This is a genomic window from Gracilibacillus kekensis, from assembly GCF_900143085.1.
GTDB lineage: Bacteria > Bacillota > Bacilli > Bacillales > Amphibacillaceae > Gracilibacillus > Gracilibacillus kekensis.
The window spans coordinates 89,056-111,582 of sequence record NZ_FRCZ01000008.1; the positions used below are offsets into that span (position 1 = coordinate 89,056).

General features: G+C 33.9%; 23 protein-coding genes. 16 read left to right on the top strand and 7 right to left on the bottom strand.

Going from position 1 to position 22,527, the window contains the following annotated elements; translation table 11 throughout:
- Window positions 1-2 precede the first annotated feature (2 nt).
- The 6 genes from walK (at window position 3) to manA (ending at window position 7,433) form a co-directional block, all read left to right on the top strand.
- Window positions 3-1,829 carry a cell wall metabolism sensor histidine kinase WalK gene (gene walK, locus BUC25_RS16885; protein ID WP_073203055.1) on the top strand — a complete coding sequence of 609 codons (1,827 nt, stop codon included), beginning with the start codon at window positions 3-5 and terminating at the stop codon, window positions 1,827-1,829.
- Window positions 1,826-3,184: a YycH family regulatory protein gene (locus BUC25_RS16890; RefSeq protein WP_073203056.1), complete on the top strand. Its 1,359-nt coding sequence runs from the start codon at window positions 1,826-1,828 to the stop codon at window positions 3,182-3,184. Before walK ends, BUC25_RS16890 begins: the two co-directional genes overlap by 4 nt.
- The gene (locus tag BUC25_RS16895) at window positions 3,165-4,100 is read left to right on the top strand and encodes a two-component system regulatory protein YycI (protein WP_073203057.1); all 936 of its coding nucleotides are present in this window, start codon (window positions 3,165-3,167) and stop codon (window positions 4,098-4,100) included. Before BUC25_RS16890 ends, BUC25_RS16895 begins: the two co-directional genes overlap by 20 nt.
- Before the next feature lie 3 nt (window positions 4,101-4,103).
- The gene (locus BUC25_RS16900) at window positions 4,104-4,901 is read left to right on the top strand and encodes an MBL fold metallo-hydrolase (RefSeq protein WP_073203058.1); all 798 of its coding nucleotides are present in this window, start codon (window positions 4,104-4,106) and stop codon (window positions 4,899-4,901) included.
- 21 nt (window positions 4,902-4,922) lie between these two features.
- On the top strand, window positions 4,923-6,155 hold the full coding sequence (locus tag BUC25_RS16905; protein WP_073203059.1) for a S1C family serine protease: 1,233 nt from the start codon (window positions 4,923-4,925) through the stop codon (window positions 6,153-6,155).
- A 318-nt stretch (window positions 6,156-6,473) separates the two neighbouring features.
- Window positions 6,474-7,433, top strand: a complete 960-nt coding sequence (manA, locus tag BUC25_RS16910) for a mannose-6-phosphate isomerase, class I (RefSeq protein WP_073203060.1) — start codon at window positions 6,474-6,476, stop codon at window positions 7,431-7,433.
- 175 nt (window positions 7,434-7,608) lie between these two features.
- Here manA and BUC25_RS19625 read toward each other — a convergent pair whose 3' ends face one another.
- Together BUC25_RS19625 and BUC25_RS19630 are read right to left on the bottom strand one after the other, a co-directional pair.
- Complete coding sequence (locus BUC25_RS19625) at window positions 7,609-7,815, bottom strand: DUF2798 domain-containing protein (protein ID WP_244535205.1); 207 nt, start codon at window positions 7,813-7,815, stop codon at window positions 7,609-7,611.
- Window positions 7,815-8,087 carry a DUF2798 domain-containing protein gene (locus BUC25_RS19630; RefSeq protein WP_244535206.1) on the bottom strand — a complete coding sequence of 91 codons (273 nt, stop codon included), beginning with the start codon at window positions 8,085-8,087 and terminating at the stop codon, window positions 7,815-7,817. The genes BUC25_RS19625 and BUC25_RS19630 overlap by 1 nt, the downstream gene beginning before the upstream one ends.
- A gap of 293 nt (window positions 8,088-8,380) precedes the next feature.
- Here BUC25_RS19630 and BUC25_RS16920 point away from each other — a divergent pair, with 293 nt between their 5' ends.
- Window positions 8,381-9,130 (top strand): hypothetical protein, encoded by a 750-nt coding sequence (locus tag BUC25_RS16920; RefSeq protein ID WP_073203061.1) that lies wholly within the window; start codon window positions 8,381-8,383, stop codon window positions 9,128-9,130.
- Window positions 9,131-9,428: 298 nt separating this feature from the next.
- Here BUC25_RS16920 and mgrA read toward each other — a convergent pair whose 3' ends face one another.
- Together mgrA and BUC25_RS16930 are read right to left on the bottom strand one after the other, a co-directional pair.
- Window positions 9,429-10,421, bottom strand: coding sequence for an L-glyceraldehyde 3-phosphate reductase (gene mgrA / locus BUC25_RS16925; protein ID WP_073203062.1), 993 nt, complete (start codon window positions 10,419-10,421; stop codon window positions 9,429-9,431).
- A 25-nt stretch (window positions 10,422-10,446) separates the two neighbouring features.
- Entirely contained in the window at window positions 10,447-10,806 is a 360-nt protein-coding gene (locus tag BUC25_RS16930) for a Lin0512 family protein (protein ID WP_073203063.1), read from the bottom strand.
- A 163-nt stretch (window positions 10,807-10,969) separates the two neighbouring features.
- Between BUC25_RS16930 and rlmH the strand changes: the two genes are divergently transcribed.
- Entirely contained in the window at window positions 10,970-11,449 is a 480-nt protein-coding gene (gene rlmH / locus BUC25_RS16935; protein WP_073203064.1) for a 23S rRNA (pseudouridine(1915)-N(3))-methyltransferase RlmH, read from the top strand.
- 54 nt (window positions 11,450-11,503) lie between these two features.
- On the opposite strand, the gene BUC25_RS16940 is transcribed toward rlmH, so the two are convergent.
- Window positions 11,504-12,526 (bottom strand): hypothetical protein, encoded by a 1,023-nt coding sequence (locus BUC25_RS16940; protein WP_073203065.1) that lies wholly within the window; start codon window positions 12,524-12,526, stop codon window positions 11,504-11,506.
- Entirely contained in the window at window positions 12,519-12,803 is a 285-nt protein-coding gene (locus BUC25_RS16945; RefSeq protein ID WP_073203066.1) for a hypothetical protein, read from the bottom strand. The genes BUC25_RS16940 and BUC25_RS16945 overlap by 8 nt, the downstream gene beginning before the upstream one ends.
- A 178-nt stretch (window positions 12,804-12,981) precedes the next feature.
- Between BUC25_RS16945 and BUC25_RS16950 the strand changes: the two genes are divergently transcribed.
- From BUC25_RS16950 to BUC25_RS16975, 6 genes are all read left to right on the top strand, one after another.
- The gene (locus tag BUC25_RS16950; RefSeq protein WP_073203067.1) at window positions 12,982-14,790 is read left to right on the top strand and encodes a DNA-methyltransferase; all 1,809 of its coding nucleotides are present in this window, start codon (window positions 12,982-12,984) and stop codon (window positions 14,788-14,790) included.
- Window positions 14,791-14,937: 147 nt separating this feature from the next.
- Entirely contained in the window at window positions 14,938-15,384 is a 447-nt protein-coding gene (locus BUC25_RS16955; protein ID WP_084543511.1) for a JAB domain-containing protein, read from the top strand.
- 14 nt (window positions 15,385-15,398) lie between these two features.
- Window positions 15,399-15,917, top strand: a complete 519-nt coding sequence (locus BUC25_RS16960; protein ID WP_084543512.1) for a DUF1643 domain-containing protein — start codon at window positions 15,399-15,401, stop codon at window positions 15,915-15,917.
- 25 nt (window positions 15,918-15,942) lie between these two features.
- Window positions 15,943-16,236, top strand: coding sequence for a hypothetical protein (locus BUC25_RS16965; protein ID WP_073203069.1), 294 nt, complete (start codon window positions 15,943-15,945; stop codon window positions 16,234-16,236).
- A gap of 131 nt (window positions 16,237-16,367) precedes the next feature.
- Complete coding sequence (locus BUC25_RS16970) at window positions 16,368-17,591, top strand: hypothetical protein (protein ID WP_073203070.1); 1,224 nt, start codon at window positions 16,368-16,370, stop codon at window positions 17,589-17,591.
- A gap of 388 nt (window positions 17,592-17,979) precedes the next feature.
- Window positions 17,980-18,993, top strand: a complete 1,014-nt coding sequence (locus BUC25_RS16975; protein WP_073203071.1) for a hypothetical protein — start codon at window positions 17,980-17,982, stop codon at window positions 18,991-18,993.
- Window positions 18,994-19,265: 272 nt separating this feature from the next.
- On the opposite strand, the gene BUC25_RS16980 is transcribed toward BUC25_RS16975, so the two are convergent.
- Complete coding sequence (locus BUC25_RS16980) at window positions 19,266-19,499, bottom strand: hypothetical protein (RefSeq protein WP_073203072.1); 234 nt, start codon at window positions 19,497-19,499, stop codon at window positions 19,266-19,268.
- Window positions 19,500-20,033: 534 nt separating this feature from the next.
- On the opposite strand from BUC25_RS16980, the gene BUC25_RS16985 reads away from it, so the two are divergent.
- Together BUC25_RS16985 and BUC25_RS16990 are read left to right on the top strand one after the other, a co-directional pair.
- Window positions 20,034-20,540 carry a hypothetical protein gene (locus BUC25_RS16985; RefSeq protein ID WP_073203073.1) on the top strand — a complete coding sequence of 169 codons (507 nt, stop codon included), beginning with the start codon at window positions 20,034-20,036 and terminating at the stop codon, window positions 20,538-20,540.
- On the top strand, window positions 20,540-22,366 hold the full coding sequence (locus BUC25_RS16990) for a DNA primase family protein (protein ID WP_073203074.1): 1,827 nt from the start codon (window positions 20,540-20,542) through the stop codon (window positions 22,364-22,366). Before BUC25_RS16985 ends, BUC25_RS16990 begins: the two co-directional genes overlap by 1 nt.
- Window positions 22,367-22,527: the final 161 nt, after the last annotated feature.

Genomic DNA, 22,527 nt, shown 5'->3' on the forward strand with positions numbered 1-22,527 from the left:
TCATGAAAAGAGTTAGCTTTTTTCAATCGATTCGATTAAAAATCATTGTCATTCTCAGCTTGTTCTTGCTATTGGCAATTCAAGTAATTGGCACTTACTTTGCACAAAAGTTAGAGGATAACTTATATAACAATCACTATGAAAGTGTTGAAGATAGATTAGAAGTACTGAAGCTCAATTTAAAGGATGCCTTTCTAAAAGAACGATCAGATGATGAAGAAGGCGTAACCTTACAAGAAGAAGTGCGTGATATTACGACAAGGTACTCTGGTGAGATTTTTTCTGATTTAAAAGTGATCGATTCCCAATTTCGGGTGCTGGGTGCCAATAAAATCGATATGATAGGTAAAAAAATCTCAGGCAATACTAGTATTCGTTTAGCTGTCGTACATGGTCAACCAAAAGAGGATATAAGAAGGAATAATTTCACAAGAGATCGTGTTTTAGTGCGGACGATACCGATTATGGATGGTGATGTGCCAGTTGGCGCGATCTACTCCGAGGCCTCGATAGAAGGGGTATATACGCAATTGGAGGAAATTAATCGTATCTTTCTAAATGGCACGATTTTAGCTGTAATTATATCGATTATATTAGGGATTTTAGTAGCTCGAACCATTACAAAGCCGATAACTGAAATGCGGAAACAGGCAATGGTAATGGCAAGAGGAGATTTCTCCAAAAAGGTAAATGTCTATGGACAAGATGAGATTGGACAACTAGCTATCACCTTTAATGATATGAATGACCGTTTACGTTTAGCTAATCAAACAACGGAGGAAGAAAGAAGAAAATTAAGTTCCGTCCTTTCGAATATGTCGGATGGGGTAATTGCGACTGATGAACATGGGCGAATAACGTTAATGAACGATCCTGCTACAAATCTAATTGGTATGACCTTGCGTGAAGCAAAAGGGCAACCGATAGTAGAAGTTCTCCAGGTGGAAGACAAAGTAATCAATGTGAAGGAATTGGAAGAACAAGGCTCTTTGACGATTGATTTTAGTGATGAGGATCAACTATTTTTAATTAAGGCAAACTTCTCCATTGTACAAGACGAAGAAGGGAACTTCTCTGGATTAATTACTGTGATCAGTGATGTTACCGAACAAGAGAAAGTGGATCGTGAACGAAGAGAATTTGTTTCCAATGTTTCCCATGAATTGCGAACACCATTAACGACAATGAGAAGTTATTTAGAAGCACTTACAGACGGTGGCGCATTGCAGGATGAGGAATTAGCGCCACAATTTTTACAAGTTACCCAAAACGAAACAGAACGAATGATTCGCTTAGTTAACGATTTATTACAGCTTTCTAAAATGGACCATAAGGAAAGTGCTATACTTAAAGAAAAAATTGATATTATCCCAGTGTTACATCATATTTTAGATCGATTTGAAATGAATAAAACAGAATTAATTGACTTTGAACGTTATATACCGAATGAACGGATATTTGTTTGGGTCGATCAAGATAAAATCACTCAAGTAACAGATAATATTTTATCCAATGCGATTAAATATTCCCCAGAAGGTGGAAAAATTACTTTTCAGGCTGTTAAAGAAAAAAATCGCTTGCGAATCAGTATAAGCGATCAAGGGTTAGGTATAGCACGTGAAAAACTGGAGAAAATTTTTGAACGCTTTTATCGGGTGGATAAAGCAAGATCAAGAGAACTTGGGGGAACTGGTTTAGGATTGGCTATTTCCAAGGAAATAATTGATGTACACCATGGTCAGATTTGGGCAACCAGCAAAGAAGGACAAGGAACAACGATTAATTTTACACTACCGCTCATGAACAGAAAGCGAGGTAGTAAAAAATGAAAATAGAACTCTTAAAAACCGTGTTGCTCGTCTTTTTAGTTTCATTAAGTTTGTTATTAACGTTAGGTATCTGGAATTACCAAGGAGATTATGAAACCTCTAGTAGAAATCAAGCAGCAGATGCTCAGTTAAATGGAAGTGAACTAACGCGAACAGACTTGGTTCAACCTTCGCAAATCATCATACAGGACAGAGATTCTTTATTGGGCTTCACGGAAAAGGAAACCGAATTATCCGTGTTTAAAGACATAACGGCATGGTCACTCTATGATTTCGAAATGATACCAGAAGGTGAGGAATTTAATAAAGAGGAAACGGAAAAGATGATTGAAATTATTTTCCCTACCTCTGTTCCTTCTTCACAAATAAGTGAGATATTTTCAACCGATGATAGTATGATAATTGATAGTAAATTCAAAAAAGTTTATTTAGTTGTAGATGAAAATGTGACAAATTTTCAAATCGTATTTGATAATATCGAACAAGGTGGCATTGATATACGAGCGAATGTTCAAAACATGATGGAAGTTGTAGAATACTTCGATCGTCTTCATTTAGTTCATGATTTTTCCACTTATGTAGAAGTAGAATTAAATACTAAAATGGTCTATATTCCTAAAGAACCAAACATTATGGGACGCAAGTTTCGTTATGAAGCAATAAATCCTGATTCGATCAATTTCCAAGAAATATTTTTTTCCAATCCTTCAAATATAGCAAGTTCACCAAACTTTGAAGGTGGTCAGGTTTATAGTGATGGAAATAGAGAAGTAGTAGAAAAAGGATATGCAATGGAATATACCAACTTTACTACTTCAGAAAATCAGCAAGACCAAGATAGCACGCAACAAACCGGGAATGTTAATATAGCAGATTTTCTGCTAACCAATTCAATAGAATATATTAATTCTCATAATGGTTGGCTTGTCGATCAGGAAATTAAATATCGATTGTACAGTCTAAGTGAGATCAGCAATCGAATTGAATATCGAATGATTTATAATAACTATCCCGTGTTCTCTAATCAAGGATTAGCTTCCATGACAGTGGAATACCGTAATCAAAATGAATATCAATATGCACGCCCACTGATGCAACTGACATTTTCATATGATCGATCACCTACACTTTTAATGACGGGTGAGGAATTAATTGCTTACTTGCAACAGAGTGATGAAATTCCGTTTAACCAAATTTTGGATATTCAGCTTGGTTATCGAATTGAACAGGGTGGACAAGTGTTTGATTTAATCCCAACCTGGGTGATCGAGACACCAACCGAATGGAAATATGTAACAGGTGATGCTACTCCTGTTGGGCAAGGAGGGAATAGAAATGCAATGGGGGCAAATTAAGACACTATTCATTCTCTGTTTTCTTATCTTAAATATATTTTTGTTGCATCATTTTATTAACAATCCAACACGGGAATTAGAATATACGGAAGATATGCCCAGAGAAGAAAACGTTCGAAATAATGTGAGTGGTCTAGATAATATTCCAGAAGAAACTCCTGAAAAGGAATCCATGTTACATGCGCAGCGAATGGAGTTTACCGAAGAAGATGTAACGGAAATTATCGGGTTACCAAATCAAAATAATGTTATCATTGATGATCACTTGATTGTATCTCAGCTAGAATCGCCATTAGCAATCAATGTGGAAGAAGATACAGAAACATTAAGTGAACATGTATGGAACCTTGATAAATATGAGTATTTTGGCAAAGATGAACAAACGAATACGCATATCTTTTTCCAGAAGATTGATCGACCTATCTATTTTAATTTAAGTGGGGTCTTGTTAATTCAGGAAAATCAACAAAATGAAGTGATTTATTATGTGCAAACCATATTAGAAAAAGCGGAAGAGCAGACCGAACAAGAAGAAGAGATTAACAAACCATTTGATGCTCTTACTGGATTGTATTTTAGCGACGGTAATATTGTTTCAGGTGATGAGATAACCAAGAAAGTTGCACTAGGATATCATAATTTATTACCTTTACCCAATGGTGTCCAGGTGCTAGCACCTACTTGGGAATTTGAAGTAAATGAGGAAGAATTCTTTTATGTGAATGCGGTTGAAAGTCATTATACAATGAGAGAGAAGCATGCGTTTATTGTAGAAATGAAGGAACAGATTGAAGAATATTTTGGTGAAGGAAATTCATCCGCAGTTATCGCACCAGAAGACTGGGAAGAAGGAGATCTAGATCGACTTCTCGAACAGCTATTAGAAAATATAGAGCAAACAAACGGAGTGGAGTAAGAGATGACTTTTCATTTTAGTGTATTAGCATCCGGTAGTACGGGGAATGCTTTTTATATAGGAACAGAGAAAGAAAAGATATTAGTGGATGCGGGTTTAAGTGGTAAAGAAATGACGCGTTTATTTTCTGAGATAAACATAGATCCAAATAGTTTATCGAAAATATTAGTAACACATGAACATAGTGACCATATTAAGGGTCTGGGCATATTTGCGAGAAAATATAATTTACCGATATATGCCAACGAAAAGACATGGAAGGCAATGAATCATGCGATTGGCAAAATTGAATTGGATCAAAAGTTTGTCTTTAATATGGAAGAGACGAAAACATTCGGAGACATTGATGTAGAGTCATTTGCCGTGTCTCATGATGCGGCAGAGCCAATGTTTTATACGTTTCATCACAATGGCAAGAAGGTAGCTCTTGTAACGGATTTAGGTTATGTATCGGAAAGAATTAAGAAAACCGTACAAGGAGCAGACGCGCTCATTTTCGAAGCAAACCATGATGTAGGGATGCTCAGAATGGGACGATATCCATGGAGCGTCAAACGACGAATTTTGGGCGATAGTGGTCATGTTTCAAATGAAGACTGTGCGATCGCTTTAAAAGATATTATAGAAAATGAAACAAAACGTATTTATTTGGCCCATTTAAGTAAAGATAATAATATGAAGGATTTAGCGAGGATGTCCGTAGAAAATGGATTAACCGACTATGGCTTTAAGCTAGGTGATCAATTATCACTACATGATACAGATCCAAAAGTTCCAACACCGATCTATGAAGTAGTGTAATTTAGTAAAGAAGGTGAAGTAATGGGCTATTATGATGACCATTATTTGTCCAGACAAAAACAAAAGAAGAACAAATGGTTTATGCCTTTTATTATTGGTATGGTACTAGGAGCTTTTCTATTTGCGGTAGTATTACCTTCATTAGTTAAGAATAATCTCCTGCCATACCAAGTAATCATCGGCAGTAACACCGCGGAGTCATTACACAGTAGTGATGGAGAGGATAATACCCCGTCACCAACAAGTGTGACGAATGTAGAAGTAGATATATCGACCAGAATCTCAGAAATTGTCGCTGAAGTATCTCCAGCAGTAGTTGGTGTAAACAATATTCAAAATCAATTAGATTTTTGGCAGCAGGAAGAGTCTGGAGAACAAGGAACAGGGTCTGGTGTCATTTATAAAATCAAAGACGATCGTGCTTTTATCGTGACCAATTATCATGTCATTCAGGAAGCCGATCAAGTCGAGGTCGTCCTCTCAGACGAAGAAAAGGTAGAAGCAACCATTGTTGGCAGTGACTTATATACAGATTTAGCCGTTATTGAAATGGATGCCAGTTATGTAGACAATGTAATCGAATTAGGAAATTCCGCCGATGTGCTTGTTGGTGAACCGGCAATTGCCATTGGTAATCCACTGGGAATGCATTTATCAGGTTCTGTTACACAAGGAATTATTAGTGGGAAACAACGTGCTATTCCTCAGGATTTTAACATGGACGGAAGAGCGGATTGGCAAGCGGAAGTTATTCAGACCGACGCAGCGATCAACCCCGGTAATAGTGGTGGAGCGTTATTAAATATGGATGGGCAATTGATCGGCATCAATTCGATGAAAATTGCACAATCTGCTGTTGAAGGTATTGGTTTTGCGATCCCAATCGATGATGCGATCCCTATTATTGAGGAACTTGAACAAGATGGAGAAATTAATCGCGCCTATTTAGGAGTAGAAGCCTATTCATTAAACGACATCGCGCAAGTAGAGTGGGAACGTAGTCTGAATCTCCCTAACAGTGTCGAGGGTGGTATTTATATCAGAAGTGTGGAGCCAATGTCACCAGCTGACAAAGGTGGATTGGAAGCCTATGATGTGATAACAAGCCTTGACGGAGAAGCCATTGAAGATATCGTCGGTTTAAGGAAACATCTTTATTCAGAAAAAACAATTGGCGATAATTTAACGATTACCTATTACCGTGACGGAGAACAACGTGAAACAACAGTAGCATTATCATCTTTATCTTATTAATGAAGTGTGGATACCAACCATCGAGGTTGTTATCCACATTTTTTATGAATTATTCACATGTTGTGGATAGCGTTTTGGATAAAACTCTATATATGGTGGAGAACATAAATTCCGATACGATATATACGAAGAAAATGTTAGTATGTGTATAAGTTTGTGGATAAGCTTGTATTTTGGGTATAAAACTGTTAATTACTGCGGTTTTTCGTGTATTGTGAACGAATTTGTGGATAAATTAACAAGTATGGATTGATTTTAGATCTGGAAGGTAGTATCTTTTAGTAAGAAAGAATCGAAACGATAAGGGAGAGTCTATTTATGTATCAAGAACCAATTTTTCTTCAGCCGATCTTTCAGGAACGAATATGGGGTGGACAAAAGCTACATACAGAGTTTCACTACACCATACCATATCAAAGGACTGGCGAGGCATGGGCCATCTCCGCACATGAAAATGGGCCAAGTAAAATTGCAAATGGTGAATTAAAAGGCAAAACACTATTAGAGGCATGGAAAAACCATGGTGAACTTTTCAACAAGTCTGTGGATAACTTCGAAGCTTATCCACTGTTGATTAAAATATTGGACGCAGATGATAATTTATCGGTGCAAGTACACCCGGATGATCAATATGCAAGAGAAATAGCAAATGAAGATTACGGAAAAACAGAATGCTGGTATGTATTAAGTGCTGAAGATGATGCAGAATTAATCATCGGCCATCACGCCCAAACAAGAGAAGAATTAACGGAGATGATCGATCAAGGGAAGTGGGATCAGTTATTACGAAGAGTAAAAGTAAAGAAAGGCGATTTTGTCTATGTACCAAGTGGAACGATTCACGCGATTGGTAAAGGAATTGTTATCCTGGAAACACAGCAAAGCTCTGACATCACCTACCGAGTATATGATTACGATCGAACCGATTCAGAAGGAAATACAAGAGAATTACACCTAAAGCAAGCCAAGGAAGTAACCACTGTTCCACATGAAACACCAGAACTCACACAAACCGTTGAAGAAAAACAAGGGTTAACAGAAAAGAAATTAGTGGAAGAGAAATACTTTACAGTCTATCATTGGGATCTTGACGGCTCTGTAGAATTAGCAAGAGAAGCCGATTTCCTACAGGTAAGTATCGTAGAGGGGGAGGCAACGATTACAGTTAACAGCCAATCATTTACTATTAAAAAAGGCGATCATTTTATTTTGCCAGCTACCCTACAGGATTATCGTCTGGAAGGAAAAGCAGAGTTTCTTGTTTCACATCCATCTTAAATAAAAAGCAATACAAGTTTATAGCTTGTATTGCTTTTTTTAATTTGATGTCTTACGGACACAATTTTAAAAAAATCGAATATTTGTCCACAACAAACGATCTTATGGACAATAATATTCTGATCAGGTAATTTATGTCCATAAGATTTGTTTTCCCAGAAAATAATATTCTTATTTACACACTATATGTAGGCTTCGTGGCTGGCTTAACAAATTTGATTAATAGTGCACGTGAGATTGGGCCAACAATCAGTAATTGTGTAGGTAGAGCTACTATCAAGTTTAAACCTGCTATTTTTAAATAAGCTGAGAAAAGGGAACATTCTATTCCTACTGTTAATGCTGTTATAACAAGACCATATCCTGACATAATCAGAACCATTATTGGAACCATACAAAAGGCAATCGCAACAATAATGTTCTTTCTTTCGTTTTGTGGTAGGGTAGTGATAAGGCTAATTTCCGTGCAGCCGGTTCAACGAATGATTCTGCAATAAAAGCTATGAAAAGTGTTACAACAAATTGGAGGATAGCGCTGACTACTGTAAATGTTGAGAAACCCTGTAAAACAAGATTATAGAACGACACAACCGTAACCATTCCAATGCACATAAAAACTCCGAAAATGATACTTTCCTCTTTATTACATGGCAAATCAAAAACTTCCTTTCTTTTTTAAGGATAGGTGCAATTATATAGATAATGAAACTGTTTCATGTGAAACAGACAAAAGCACTATTTTATAACGTTTTCAAAACAATTTTGTTATGATAGTAGCAGAAGTAAATAGGGAGAATTAAAAATGATCAACAAGTGATTGAAAATTTTTCAACAGATAAAAAAAAGAACTATAAAATAAGCTGTATTTATGATCTAATAAAAAAGATATGAAAATTGAGGCGATCAAAAGATAATTAGTAATTAGTTTAAAAGAGGATGTTTAGCTGATGAATGAGGATAAACTTAAAATGTTATTAAAGGAAGAATATACTGAAAATCCTATATTAAATTATTTATTTTATATACAAAAAGGGAAAAATAACTTACCGACTCCAAAAAAACTTTTTAATAAGGAATATAATGAACTGACCTATAGAGAGCGAAATAAATACTTTGAAGATTATGGTAACTGGAGGAAAAGATACGATTTAGATGTAATACATTTAAATGGAAATTTAAATGCAGATACGATTTTTTCTATCTGGATGCCACTAAAGATGTGTTTACAAAATTCAGGTGGATATCCTTATTCAGAATATGGCATAAGTGAAAAACCGAATAAAAGTTACCCGTATATACCGAATATTATTAAAAATATTGATACCTACTTACCTTATAATGAATGGGAGGAGTTATATAAATTTGTTAGTATTGCTTTGACTGAGGTTAACGTTATGAGGTTACCCGACACAAAAATGCAAAAAAGAGGAGAATTTTACGACCAGATGCCAAAAACACTTTATGAGTGTTATGGAAAGGGGAAATTTGCAAAGTGTTTTCAGGATATTCAAGTAAAAGAATGGGTAAGAGACCAGAATCTAACTATGTTCTTTGAAAATAAGATTTCAAGGGAAAATATAAAACCTTTGATTTCAAGAATGAATGCTTCAGATTTTGAATGGTTAAAAAATAGGGAAGAGATAAAAGAAATGCTTACAAATTACTGTATGATTTTAGAAATGAGAATTGGTCGTTGATTTATATCAATAGTAATTTATAGTATAGTTAAGTCGTTAATTTCTTATAGCTCGATATAGTATCTTCTTTAACGTCAAAAAAATGTGTGGATGAAAAATATGTTTAAACGTTCGGTGCTTTAGTTTTAGAAAATGTTAAATATAACGTTAAAAAACGCTCAAAATACCTGAGCGTTTTTGTTTTCAATTCACACTGAAAAATAGTGTTCGAATTCTATGCTTATGTTATTTTTATTGTTATGATCTTTTTTCTTTCCCCAAAAATAATCCTGTTAAGCTAACATTTGACCTTTTATGATCAATTCAATATATTATCAATGGCAGCGAGTTCTGCTTGAGTGAAGCTGGCGTTATTCAAAGCTTGGATATTTTCCTCGATCTGGCTCACTCGGCTTGCTCCAATTAAGGCAGATACCACAGACTTTTGCTGTAATACCCATACTAACGCCATTTGAGCTAAAGTTTGCCCCCGTTCCAAGGCAATTTCATTCAAGGCTCTAATTTTTTGCATTTTATCAGAAGAAATATCACGTTCATTTAAGAAAGGTATAAACTCTTTAGCGGCCCTGGACTCTTTAGGAATTCCATGTAAATATTTACTGGTTAACAGTCCCTGCGCTAAAGGTACATAGGCAATACAGCCAATTTTGTGATCTTCGAGGATATCTGTTAAACCATTTTCAATTGTACGATCTAACATCGAATAAGCGGCTTGGTGAATGATAAAAGGTGTGTTCTGTCTTTCAATAATTTCAATCGCTTGCTGTGTTTGTTCCGCATTATAGTTGGAGATACCGACATAAAGTGCTTTACCTTGTCGGACGATCTGGTCAAGAGCGACCATTGTTTCTTCAAGAGGTGTTTCAGGATCTGGACGGTGGTGGTAGAAAATATCTACATAGTCGAGGTCCATTCGTTGTAAGCTTTGATCGAGACTTGAGATTAAATATTTTTTTGATCCCCAATCTCCATAAGGCCCGTCCCACATCCTAAACCCTGCTTTGGTTGAAATAAGCATTTCATCTCGATAACGGGAGAAGTCTTCTTTCAAGATACGGCCAAAGTTTTTTTCAGCAGCTCCTGCCGGTGGACCATAGTTATTGGCAAGGTCAAAATGGGTAATACCTAAATCAAAAGCTTTCATAAGCATTCTTCGTTGATTTTCTAGTGTGTCCTCTCCTCCGAAATTGTTCCATAAACCAAAAGAGATCGCGGGAAGCATAATCCCGGAGTTGCCACACCGGTTGTACGGAATTTGATGATAACGCTTGGCATTCGCTATAAACGTCAATGAACATTCCTCCCCATATACTTTTTTAATAACCTACTTCTACAGCTGCATTGACAATGTACATCAGGTCATTTTTATCTTCTTTATCTTCTAAAATAATTCCTGATGTGGTTGCCATGCCACCATCGATAACTTCGACTGTTACCGTTCCATATGGTATTTCCTGCTTCACAAGTTCAATGTCAACTTGTTCTTTATCCAATGGTACGGCAAGTCTTATGTTCACCTTCATATTGTTAAGGTCCTCATCAGGTAAATACGCTCTTATACCTGGCATGGAATTGTAGTGGATCGCATTTTCGACAGCGCGAAGGCAGGCCTTGGTCACATTTTGGCCGTGAACATCAATCCCAGTTCCTGTTTCAATAAAGATGATTCGTTCCATGTTAACGCCTCCAAAGAAAGTAGTTTGAGTCGTATAAAATAATTATCCCTACTTCTAAGGTTAAGTTATAATGGAAATAAAATCAATATTGAACAGAGCTTGCGTTTTCTATACGTTTTTGTAAGATGATAAAAAGAGAAGATAGTGGAAGGATGAAGAAATTTTGAAAATTACAATCATATCGGTCGGAAAATTAAAGGAGAAATATTTAAAACAGGGTATACAAGAGTATATGAAAAGATTGGGCGCTTATGCCAATATGGAAATAATAGAAGTAGCAGACGAGAAAGCACCAGAAAATATGAGTGAAGCGGAACAAGAGGAAGTGAAGGGGAAAGAAGGAGAAAAAATTCTGTCGAAAATTTCCCCGGATTCCTACGTTATTTCCCTGGAAATAATCGGACAAATAATTACTTCTGAAAAATTTGCCGAAAAAATAGAGAATTTAATGATTCATGGCAAAAGTAAAATCGTTTTTATTATTGGGGGATCATTAGGATTGAGTAAAGAAGTTAGTGATCGCAGTGATTATGCATTGTCTTTTTCGAAGATGACATTTCCACATCAGCTAATGCGGTTGGTTTTGTTGGAACAGGTTTATCGAGGGTTTCGGATAATGAAGGGGGAACCGTACCATAAGTAAATGAGGTTTTTAATAAAAATGCAGGAAGAGATTAGACTCTTCCTGCACTTTTCATTAATCCCGAAAGTATTCTACTAGGAAATTCACTAATTTATTGAAGTGTGCTGGATTGGCAGTTGAAGCAAAGTGACAAGTATCAAAGATGGTGCTTGTCACTTTATGTCTTTTAACAAACCCTGCCCCATCAATAATGTAGATTAATTTATGATTAGAATCTTCAATACTTTGATAGAGTCCGTTTACTGCTTGTTTGGACTTTCTTTCTATAACGGAATTGGTAGTCTCTTGGAAGGCGGTCTCAATAACGACCCATTTCCAATCTTCTGGATTGGTGCTTTCATTTCTCTTTACAAGAACTAAGTCGAACTGCTGCTCACCAAGATATCTATTACCAGGTGCTATTTCAACACCATATCCTTCCATCGAATCAACAATTTTGTTTTTTAAGTTATTTTGAAGACCATTTCCATATGCTACAGCTCTTAATTGTTTAATTTGCGAACTATTTTCTATAGACCGACTTAAATAAAATTCAGCTAGAGCTTCTATATTTCCAACTAGGGTGGCTAAGCGGAATCCTTTAAATGTAAGGTATTTACTAAATTCGTCAGACTCATAAGCATATAGCATCAAATTGATTACATCTTCAAAAAATCCATCATCTGAAATTGCTAGTTTATAAATATTGTCATTCGATAATGCTTTTGTAAAATTGGGACCAAATCTTTTAAATTGATATGTACCAAATGGTCCATTCAATTGAGTAATGTTCTTATGGTGGCAATATAATGCCACTCTATCAAGTATTTCAGCGGAAACATCGAGTAATATCATTAGATTCTTAAGAACAAGTGACCGTGGAATAGTGTTCCCTTGCTCATCTTGTAATGTTATTAATACTGGTACTAGCTGTTGAGGCTGATGATTTTCTAAGGTATCTTGAATAAGAGGCGAGATTTTTAGCATTTCTTCAGCTAAAGTATGCTCTTGCTGCTCTCCGATTAAATCTGGAGACCAAAACCAACTTGCTTCTTCTAAAAAAGTTTTAAAATTGCGTTCTTCATTCGAATTAATCATTGTCTTCCTCCTTAAGTAAAGTTGTACAATCAATCTGCAATAAATAGCAAAACTTTAATAAAGTATCTAGACGTGGGTTTCCCTCAGAATGTACTAGAGAATAGAGTGCCTTTTTTGAAATAGGACTCCAGCTAGAATCTTGAGAAGTATGGTACATCCAATTTTGTTGCAAGTGTAAATCATGCAGTGATGTAAAGCCTTTTTGTTGAACTACTTCATTAATTGATTTTCTAAGCAATCTTAAATGCTTTTTGCGGTAATCATTATAGGAATTCACATTTTTACTCCTCACATACTTGAAGTATTGTTATGTATATCGTAACATAACAGGGCTTTTTTTCAATACCTACTAGTTTCTTTCAGGAAACTATATGGAGGAAGACAATGTTATTTTATTTGCAATAAAAATCGTGTATATTTATTATGTGGAACATTCTTAGGAGGTTTATATAAAGATGAAACATTTAGCAGAGCAAACGGAAGATTTCATTCTTGAAAATCTTACTCTGAAAAACAAGAAAGATTTAAATGAGAATATAAAAGGAATACAACAAAATGGCGCTATAGTATATAATCTATCTTTAGTAAATCAAAGTCCAGAAATAATATACAGCAATCTAAAGGGTTCAATAAATGAGCTTCCTAAAAAGAGTGTCGTTTGCTTTATTGGTTACAACAGTGAACTTGCTCATCTGGCATATTTCTTATCAGAAGGTTTAGGATTACACTATCAATATTGGATAACAGTTAGAAGAGAAATAACAAAAGAAGATAAAATTTTGCCTTCTGAAACAATGTCTATACTTGTTATGTCAAAATCAAAAAAAATAAAAATTACTCGTGTGCTTCTTCCGTACACTTATTGTCCTGCTTGTGGTAAAACTACTAAAGACTACGGTGGGAAAAAACATACTTTTCATCATTTTGGTACAACAATGAGTGATGTATGGAAAGATGTGTTTTTTAATCCATCCGAATTATTGGCGAGTGATAAAAATAAGATTATAACTGAAAGGATAGCATTAATGCTATCAACTGAAGAACGTAGAGTATACGCTATGGATTTTGATAATGGTTTCTTATGGGATGATAAAATAGAGAATGATGTTTTACTACCTAGAATAGAAGATAAAGAAAAACATCAAAAATTTGATAATCAGATTAACACAAACAATTCTCATATTATTCATGGGGATTCAATAAAAACATTAAAGTCTCTTCCAGACAATTCTGTTGATTATATATTTGTAGACCCACCTTATAACTTAGAAAAGAAATATGGGTCTTATAGTGATGACATGGATATTCAAAACTATTTTAAATGGTGTGACGAATGGATATATGAAAGTATTAGAGTTTTAAAAGAAGGTAGCTATTTTTCTATACTTAATATACCCCAATGGTCTGTTAGGCATTTTGCTTATTTAGTGCAAATTGCAGACTTTGAGTCATGGATTACTTGGGATGCGTTATCAAAACCTGCAGGAAAAATAATGCCAGCAAATTACACTATACTGACTTTTAAAAAGAGAGGTAGTAGCCATAAAAAATCAAATGAAGTCAATTATCTACCAGAATATATGAAGCAGTTAGCTGATAGCTACTGTCTAAGAGCTAGTTGTGTGAAAAGTAGGGGAGATAATTTTCACAAGCCTTTAACTGATTTATGGACGGATATACATCGGTTAAAACATAACAGTTTGAGGTATGACCACCCTTGTCAATTACATCCTAAGCTAATGAAAAGAATATTTGAAGTATACTCAAACCCTGGAGATTTGATTTTGGATTTCTTTAACGGAGTGGGAACAAGTACCTTGACAGCTGAGTTAATTGGAAGAAGGTATATTGGAGTTGACTTAGATAAAAAGTATGTATCAATAGCTAGGGAGCGCCATAAAATGATACATCTTGGTCAAGACCCATTTGGCAAAAATAAATTAAAAGCTGAAGAAAAAACTAAAAATAATACAGTGAAAAGGGTTACGATAAGAAAAAAGGAACATCGTCACATCAGTAAGAAAGAAGTACAGATGAAAATTAAAGCACTAGCAGAAGAGTTAGATACAAATCCCTCAATAGAAGATGCATTATGGAAATTCCCTGAAATACCTAGGGATTTTTATGAGTTGTATTTCAGCTCTTGGGCAGAAGTTCTAGCTGCAGTAAAAGTAAAAGGTGTAAATGAAAATAAATTCATAGAAGATAATTATAAAGGTAACATAAGTAAAAAAAGGGAAATCCAGCAAACTTGGAATTTATAGAAACAACCTAGAGTTATTTTTCTATAAAATTTAAATTAATTTATTGAAGTAATTCAGCTATTAGAATAATAAAGTATATAAGAGAGGGTGGTGTTCGTTATTTCTAGAACCCCATCCTTTTTTATATTATAAAAGGAGTTGTTACTAGTGAAATCAGCGAAAAGAGTCAATATAGTATCAATTAAATTAGTTAAAGAGTCCAGCCTCTTATATCAAAGAAGAAGCGTCCGCTCACCTGAAGACGGTTATGACTTAGTGAAGAATTTCCTAGAAGACAGAGACCGTGAGCATTTCATTGTAATAGCGTTGGATACTAAAAATCAACCTGTATCAATTAATATCTGTCACATTGGGAGTTTAAATGCGAGTGTTGTTAGTCCACGTGAAATTATGAAAACAGCAATTCTATCATCAGCTGCAAGTATCATTGTGGCACATAATCATCCATCAGGCGATACACTAGAATCGAGAGAAGATATAGAAGTTACCAAACGTCTAGCGGAAGTTGGGAAATTAATGGGGATAGAATTACTTGACCACTTAATCATTGGAGACAGTAAATTTTCTTCATTAAAAGAAAAAGGTTATATCTGAAAGGAGTAAAAACAGTGAAAACAACAAAAAGTACGATGAAAACAGAAGCCACTTATGATGATGAAATGAGAAACAAATATCTTATTAGAAAAGAATGGGACAAGAACAAGAGAAAGGCACTTGTCATTATGAAAAACGCAGGTCAAGCTGATGAAATAATGCAAGACCAAACAACGATGTATGTCATTAATAACCTTTCTAAATTGGAATATGGTGTTGTGCATATTGTGAATTTATTTCCATCTATTGAAGAAGATGAGGCGAAAGAGTCAGCTATTGAAAATTTAAAATGTATTCAAGAGGCTATCGCAAAAGTAGCTGACGTTATTATTGCGGTTGGAAAAGGAGTAGAGACAAATAAAAAAGCTGTTGAACGATTAAACATGATTTTAGCTGTATTGTTAGACAAAAAAGCAAACATTCTTCAAATAGAAACAAACTATGGTCGGAAAGGATTCCATCCACTCTATCCTGCTGTGAAACATCAGTGGAAGTTAGTTCCGTATGAAGTTAGCGATAAGGTGAACGAATAATAGCATAATTGGAAGGAGTTAGACTATGTTCGATAAGAAGCAATTGAAAGATTTTATGAAGGAAAGATTTAGTTTAACAGTAGATACAAGAATGATTGGAGAAGAAACAGTATTGCTTTATCATGAAGAATTAGACGAGAGCCTCATTTCAAAGGATATGTTACAACAATTACCGAATCCCGTCTTGTTTCAAACTTATATTTACAATAAACAGTCAGAGTGGATTATTGGAGTTGCTTTAGAATCAGAAACCAATAATCCACTCTTTTTAATTTGTTTGAAAGATGGAGAGAGAGTTTACTCAAGGAATTTAAAGTGAAATAAATATTGATGAACAATCTTTAAAATAATATTTCATAGTGTAAAATGGTAGGTATCAAAGAAACCTTGTACCTACTTTTTTTCTATGAACCAAAAAAACTCAATTTTACTATGGAAAGAAGGAACAATATGAAAAGGTCAATTACTAGTTATACAAAGGCTGATCTGCTTAAAATGGCAAAAATAAAACATAATACTGTGTTTAACAGACGTCTTGATAAGATTAATGAGCACTATGATTTAGCATTGAAGAGTATTAATCCATTTAAAGTAGAGGTTGATAATGAAAAATCACCTTATGAGATACCATTTGAAGTAGCGGAGTTATTAAGCACATTACTATATAGTATAGAATTTAATCCGTATTTTAGAACAAACGCAGATGATAGGAAGATTGAAGCTTATAGCATAATCGATTTCTACAAAACGCTGATAGAGGAGATAGAAAACTTTCCGTTATTTGAACAGTACAAAATAAAAGAACATCCTGCGTACCTAAATACCTTAAAAGAAGTAGATATATTACCGAAACTCATTGAAAAAATATCTGAAACAATTGTAGTTTTAGAGCAAATCACTCAACAAGAACGAGGCGATATAATGATTCATATTTATAAAAGACTTGATGAGTGGATTTTCAATGCATATTCAAATAATTCTTATTTAAAGATGGCGAGATTATCAAATTTAGAATATATGAAAGAAAAAATCGATGAAGAAGTTATGGATGACCCTACTGTTGTGCAAGAAAGTATAAATACATTAGACACACTAATTGTAGAAAGAATTAAGATGTGGACAGGATTAACGGGAGAAGAGATTGTAGATATAAAGAAAAATGTATTAGATAAAAAGAAAGGAAAAAAAGAGTTTGAGAGTTACATACAAAAGTTTTTAAATATGGAAGGAAACAATGGAGAAGAGCTAAGAGGGTTTATAGAAATGGAATTACTTGAGAGTCTTTATGATGGTAGGTTTGAAGATCATCGTATTGAAACAGATGATTTAATAAAAAATATAAAAGAGAGCAAGTATGAAGAAAAACTAGTAAGTTATAAAGCAGAGAAGCAGTATGAAAAATGGAAAAACGCTGATCAAGTGGAACAACAGGAATATATCAAACAATGGAAAGAATCTAGAATTTCTAAAGTGAAACAACAGATAAGTGCTTATGAGGAAGTTCTTCATTCTCTTGAGTGCGACGACGATTATAGTTTTCAAAAAGTAACAGAAGAGATGGACCAACTTGAGAGATTCCTCGAATTTAAGAAAAATATTAAGAATAGTAAACTTTATGAAGAAGCAAGTAATCTATTTTTAGGTCAATTGATGCTTCAAAATCTAAAAAAGTAAATTGGAATAAGCACATGATATTTTTCTTAGTAGTTAAGTTTTGGAGTACAAACAATAAAATGTATTATAAAATGAGCGTTGAACTGCATAGCAATTTGATGCTCATTTTTCATTTCTATATCAATGTTAGATTGTATTTTGAGTAGTTATTAATACAGGAAAATGAACCCCAATTTGCAATTCAACACTAATTATTGAAGATCTGCAAAATCACGTGCAAAGACTAATGCAATTTTGACAACAAAAAAAAGAACAAATTCCTTAACGAAAAATGCTCACTCTTCTAAAACTAAAGCACCCATTGGTTGATGTGTTAATCCTCACAAACATATGATATTATACAAGCAAATAGACAGATAAATTAGTATAAATGGGGGGATGGAAATACATGGACATGGAATTGCCTATTGGAAAAAAACATGGATGTTTTACTATAATCGGGAGAGGTGAAGAATATTATGAAAAAGTTACTAAAAAAAAAATTGAACACATAGAACAAGAAAAGCAAAAGTTTATAAATGGGGAAAAAAATCCTAATAATAATTTTGAATCAGTAGATACTTTTGATAAATGGATACAAAATTATAAGTCTCAAAAGAAATATAAATGTCAGTGTAAATGTGGAAGAATATTTTATATTAAAGATACTACTTTTTTAGGAAAAAGATGGAGAGATTGTGAAGGGTTTGGAGAGATAGGAGAACAAAAAAATTGTGCGCTAAAACAAGAGCGTATTAATAAGAGATTGGCTTCATATACCAGAGTAAAAGACGAAAGCTATCATATTGATTATTCCAATACCACACATGAATCATTAGAGATATTAGAATGTATTAATGAAAATTATGAAGGAAAACCTATTACACATGACAAACGAAAAAAGGGAGGTGGCAAATTTATTGTATATAAGTTATATAAATGTCGTTGCTATCTGTGTGGTAAAGACTATGAATTTAAATCATCAGATTTTGAAATAAAAATTGATGCATACGGGTCTAGAGCGTTAGATGGATATTATTGTAATGCTTTTTGTGACTGTCATAACATTTCATCGTTTCAATGGCGAACTATAAAAATATTGAGAGAACATAATATAGTATATAGAGTAGAAGTTGAGTTTCAAGACTTATTTGGTGTAGGGCAAAAGAAATTGTTGCGTTATGATTTTGCTGTTCTCGGTTCAGATAATAGCATTAAATGTCTTATTGAGTGTCAGGGTGAACAACATTATAAGCCTGTAGATGAGTTCGGTGGTGTTTCACATTTTGAGTCTCAAGTAAAGAATGACGAATTGAAACGTATTTATGCCAAGTCACATAATATACCTTTATTCGAAATTCCTTATACTTGTAATACATACGATAAGGAAATAAAATTTCTTAAAACGGCTGAAATTATTTAATCACATATTTTCAGATTAAGAGAGCAAAAAATCCAATTTATTGGTGAGTTTGATTTGGGGTACTGTCAGGAAAATGCGAATTTACAACGATAAGGAAGTTTTAAAAATAAAAAAGGCGATTTCCAGTTTCTCAAAGGAATCGCCTTTTTTATGTTAAAGCACCTATAATTTAAGTATAATGTTTCCCAAACTCGTTTTTGAATTGAATTAGACGTTATATCATAATATAAGAATTATATGCAATAGTTACACTACATATTGGAATTTCCATGCTATTTATATTTATTAGCTGTTACTACTTCATCTCTGATCTTCTCTCCTAACAATCCAATATTATCTCTATAATTTTCAAGTCGATCTTCTAATGTCTCAATTTCCGATCTACTAACAGCTTTTCGCCCATAAAATATTGTAGCAATTTCCCATTCTAATTCACCAATCTTTTTATGAAGAAAATCAAATTCTTCTTTGAATAATTTTAATTCAGGAGTAAGTTTCTTTTCCATAGTATTCACCTTTCTTTTAAATCGATAAATTCCTATTTATCAGTATAATAAACAATTACTAGTCTATAATTATCTTTCTGTTGAACATAATACTACTAATGTGCATCACCTCAATTTTTTGCATAACTTTTTTATTGGAACATTAATAATGTTTATTCTTATTTTACACTAAAATGCTCGCTCCTTTTTTTGTGATTTCTTATTGAACAAACCTGCTCCGTTGAATAACGTTCTTTAACTTATTTTACTATATAAATGTTAATTATCCTAAATTCCCCTCAATTATTTATACATTTTGCATTACGAATAACCTTACATTTTAGATAATAATTTCATATGTAAAAAGTAGTTCAATTAAGGGTCCAAATTGCAATTTTATACTCCAAAACTGAACTACTTAATATTTTCCATGGGCTTTCTCTATTAATTAACAGATAACACACATTTTTTTTTAAGTGTTATAAGTGCAGATTAATTTTCTGAATCACATTATGATTATTACTGTAAGTTAAAAACAACTAAGGAGGAAAGTTTATGATTCAAAAAAGTAACTACGAACTAGCAATTTCATCTTTAACTTATGCAAGGGAGGATCATTATGACGGAATCAACGCAATATATCGTTTAGCAGCATGTGTTCCAATACAAAAGGATTCTTCTCCACACGGGATACGAAGACAATTACGTAGATTAATAAAAGATCTATTAAAGCTTGATGTAAAACCTAATCGAATTTTTGTTCATGATGACAAGTTAGAAATAAGCTATTATCCAAAACGTTTTCAGATGGTAATGACAAGAGGGCAATATACTGGATTGCAATTAGAATTTGCAGAGTTTCTTAACAAGTCTAGTATTCGCGATCTTATGATTCATGATGGGTGTTACCGTGATGATCCAGAATATTCTGTGAAGGCAGTTAATAATGAGCTAATTAACTTCTATCCAGAATTTAACTCGCAATGCTTTGGGGCTAGGGAGAATGAGCCTATTGAAGTTGTAAATTATAGTTTGGATGAAATATTTAGGGAGGTATCGTAATGGCGATAAAAAGAGTTAAAAGACGAAGACCATTGCTTAGTAATGAAGATATTAACCCTAATAAGGAGGAACAGAGTGCAAGCCAAGAACAAAGCCCTCCAAAAGAAAAGAATTATAGAATGTCCGAAAAAAAATATAGCAAAAGTGTCAACCCTGAAGGGGTTGACACACATAATTATTTATATACTCATATAATCAGTAATGCCCGTTTACTAAAATCTTCGGAAATCCTTAAAATATTCATCCAAGAGGTAGAGATTTCAGAAAAGTGTTCAATACTAGTTTCGGGAATTAGCATAGTGGCAAAATCTGATGGAGGATTATTTTTTTCTGCTTTGATGAAACATGCCCATGGATTCTCTAGAAGTAAATCCGAGGATCTTTATCGTTCAGTAGAAAGATTAGATGAGTCATTAATACCCAAAGCATTATTGTTAGAATTGGAACATGTTTTCGAAATAGCTAAAGCTGAAGAAAGAGGTTTTCTTTACGAGGAGAAAAAGAACCGATTCATTTTTAACGCAAATGTCTTTTCTAACCATTTCCTCAAAAGGTGCTATGTGCGCTCAACAAAAGATGGAAGACTTTTTTTATATAACCGTAAAGGTTTTTATGAAGAATTATCAGAAGTGCAACTTGGTAAACTCATACGAATTGTTATGCATGAAGGAAGATGGAACAGTTGGAAAAGCACTTATGAAGTTGAAATATATAAAGCATTACAACGAGAGGCAAGTATTGTCGAAGAGATGGATGTACATCGAAATCTTCTAAATGTTGAAAATGGTATGTTGGAATTGAATAAATTTCGTTTGATTCCGCATTCGCCAGAGTTTCTTTCAACTGTGCAAATACCAATTAAGTATGATTCAGCCTCAACTGCTCCGAAATTTTCATCCTTTATGGATGAAATCACTGATAACGATGGGGAATTAGTTTCTGTTCATCAGGAACTACTAGGGTATTGGCTGACAGCAGAAACAATAGCTGAGAAGGCAGTTTACTATTACGGTAGTGGTGCTAATGGCAAGAGTGTTTTTGCAGCTGTTATTACGGCACTAGTTGGAAAAAAGAATGTCTGCAATATATCACTATCGAAATTCAATGATTCATTTGGATTGGAAGGCATGATTGGTAAATCATTGAATATTTCTGCTGAAAATGAAATGGGTGGTAAGGCACTAAATACAGAAAACTTTAAAGCAATTGTGAGTGGGGATAGCATAACCATTAATATTAAATACCGACCAGCTATCACGTATCGCCCATTTTGCAGACAATTATTTCTAGTAAATAACATACCTGATTCCACTGATGTGACGAATGGATATTTTCGAAAAATTATGATTATTCCATTCCCTCACACCTTTAAAAAAGCGGAACGAAATGTGAATCTAAAGAATGAATTATTAGAAGAACTACCGGGCATATTAAATTGGGCTCTAAGCGGCTTGAAGCGTTTAAGGGAAAATGATTATCAATTCAGTTCATCCAAAGCTATTAATTCGTTGCAAGAAGCATATTACAAAGAGCAAAACCCAGTGCAAGATTTCTATGATGAACTTATTATCAAAGAAGAAGGTTGTCGTACAAAGCAGTCAGATTTTTATAATATGTATATCCAATGGATTACGGCTCAAGGAATTGATGATAAAGGGACAAAATCCCGATCCATCTTTTGGAGAAATTTTAAAATCATACTAAATAATGAAAATATATCAATCAATAGAAAGAAAGTGAAAGGTATTATGTACTTTGATGGCTTGAAAATAAGGGATTTTGAAGTACGCTTATCCACATTAACAAGAGACATTGTTAACTTTTAGGGGGCAGGGGGGTGTATTAAAACACAAAAAAGGTGGAAGTGATGACAAATATGAATTTTAAAAAAAGTTAGCTTTTTACTAACCACCCATCCCCCCATCCATCCGTATAAAAGAGAATTATAAGTATTTAATATAAATTGGCTAGCTGGGAGGAATTTGAA

Coding starts and splice junctions, on each gene's coding strand:
- walK (WP_073203055.1), top strand. CDS start 3: ATGAAAAGAGTTAGCTTTTTTCAATCGATTCGATTAAAAATCATTGTC.
- BUC25_RS16890 (WP_073203056.1), top strand. CDS start 1,826: ATGAAAATAGAACTCTTAAAAACCGTGTTGCTCGTCTTTTTAGTTTCA.
- BUC25_RS16895 (WP_073203057.1), top strand. CDS start 3,165: ATGCAATGGGGGCAAATTAAGACACTATTCATTCTCTGTTTTCTTATC.
- BUC25_RS16900 (WP_073203058.1), top strand. CDS start 4,104: ATGACTTTTCATTTTAGTGTATTAGCATCCGGTAGTACGGGGAATGCT.
- BUC25_RS16905 (WP_073203059.1), top strand. CDS start 4,923: ATGGGCTATTATGATGACCATTATTTGTCCAGACAAAAACAAAAGAAG.
- manA (WP_073203060.1), top strand. CDS start 6,474: ATGTATCAAGAACCAATTTTTCTTCAGCCGATCTTTCAGGAACGAATA.
- BUC25_RS19625 (WP_244535205.1), bottom strand. CDS start 7,815: ATGGTTCTGATTATGTCAGGATATGGTCTTGTTATAACAGCATTAACA.
- BUC25_RS16920 (WP_073203061.1), top strand. CDS start 8,381: ATGAATGAGGATAAACTTAAAATGTTATTAAAGGAAGAATATACTGAA.
- BUC25_RS16930 (WP_073203063.1), bottom strand. CDS start 10,806: ATGGAACGAATCATCTTTATTGAAACAGGAACTGGGATTGATGTTCAC.
- BUC25_RS16940 (WP_073203065.1), bottom strand. CDS start 12,526: ATGATTAATTCGAATGAAGAACGCAATTTTAAAACTTTTTTAGAAGAA.
- BUC25_RS16950 (WP_073203067.1), top strand. CDS start 12,982: ATGAAACATTTAGCAGAGCAAACGGAAGATTTCATTCTTGAAAATCTT.
- BUC25_RS16965 (WP_073203069.1), top strand. CDS start 15,943: ATGTTCGATAAGAAGCAATTGAAAGATTTTATGAAGGAAAGATTTAGT.
- BUC25_RS16970 (WP_073203070.1), top strand. CDS start 16,368: ATGAAAAGGTCAATTACTAGTTATACAAAGGCTGATCTGCTTAAAATG.
- BUC25_RS16975 (WP_073203071.1), top strand. CDS start 17,980: ATGGACATGGAATTGCCTATTGGAAAAAAACATGGATGTTTTACTATA.
- BUC25_RS16980 (WP_073203072.1), bottom strand. CDS start 19,499: ATGGAAAAGAAACTTACTCCTGAATTAAAATTATTCAAAGAAGAATTT.
- BUC25_RS16985 (WP_073203073.1), top strand. CDS start 20,034: ATGATTCAAAAAAGTAACTACGAACTAGCAATTTCATCTTTAACTTAT.
- BUC25_RS16990 (WP_073203074.1), top strand. CDS start 20,540: ATGGCGATAAAAAGAGTTAAAAGACGAAGACCATTGCTTAGTAATGAA.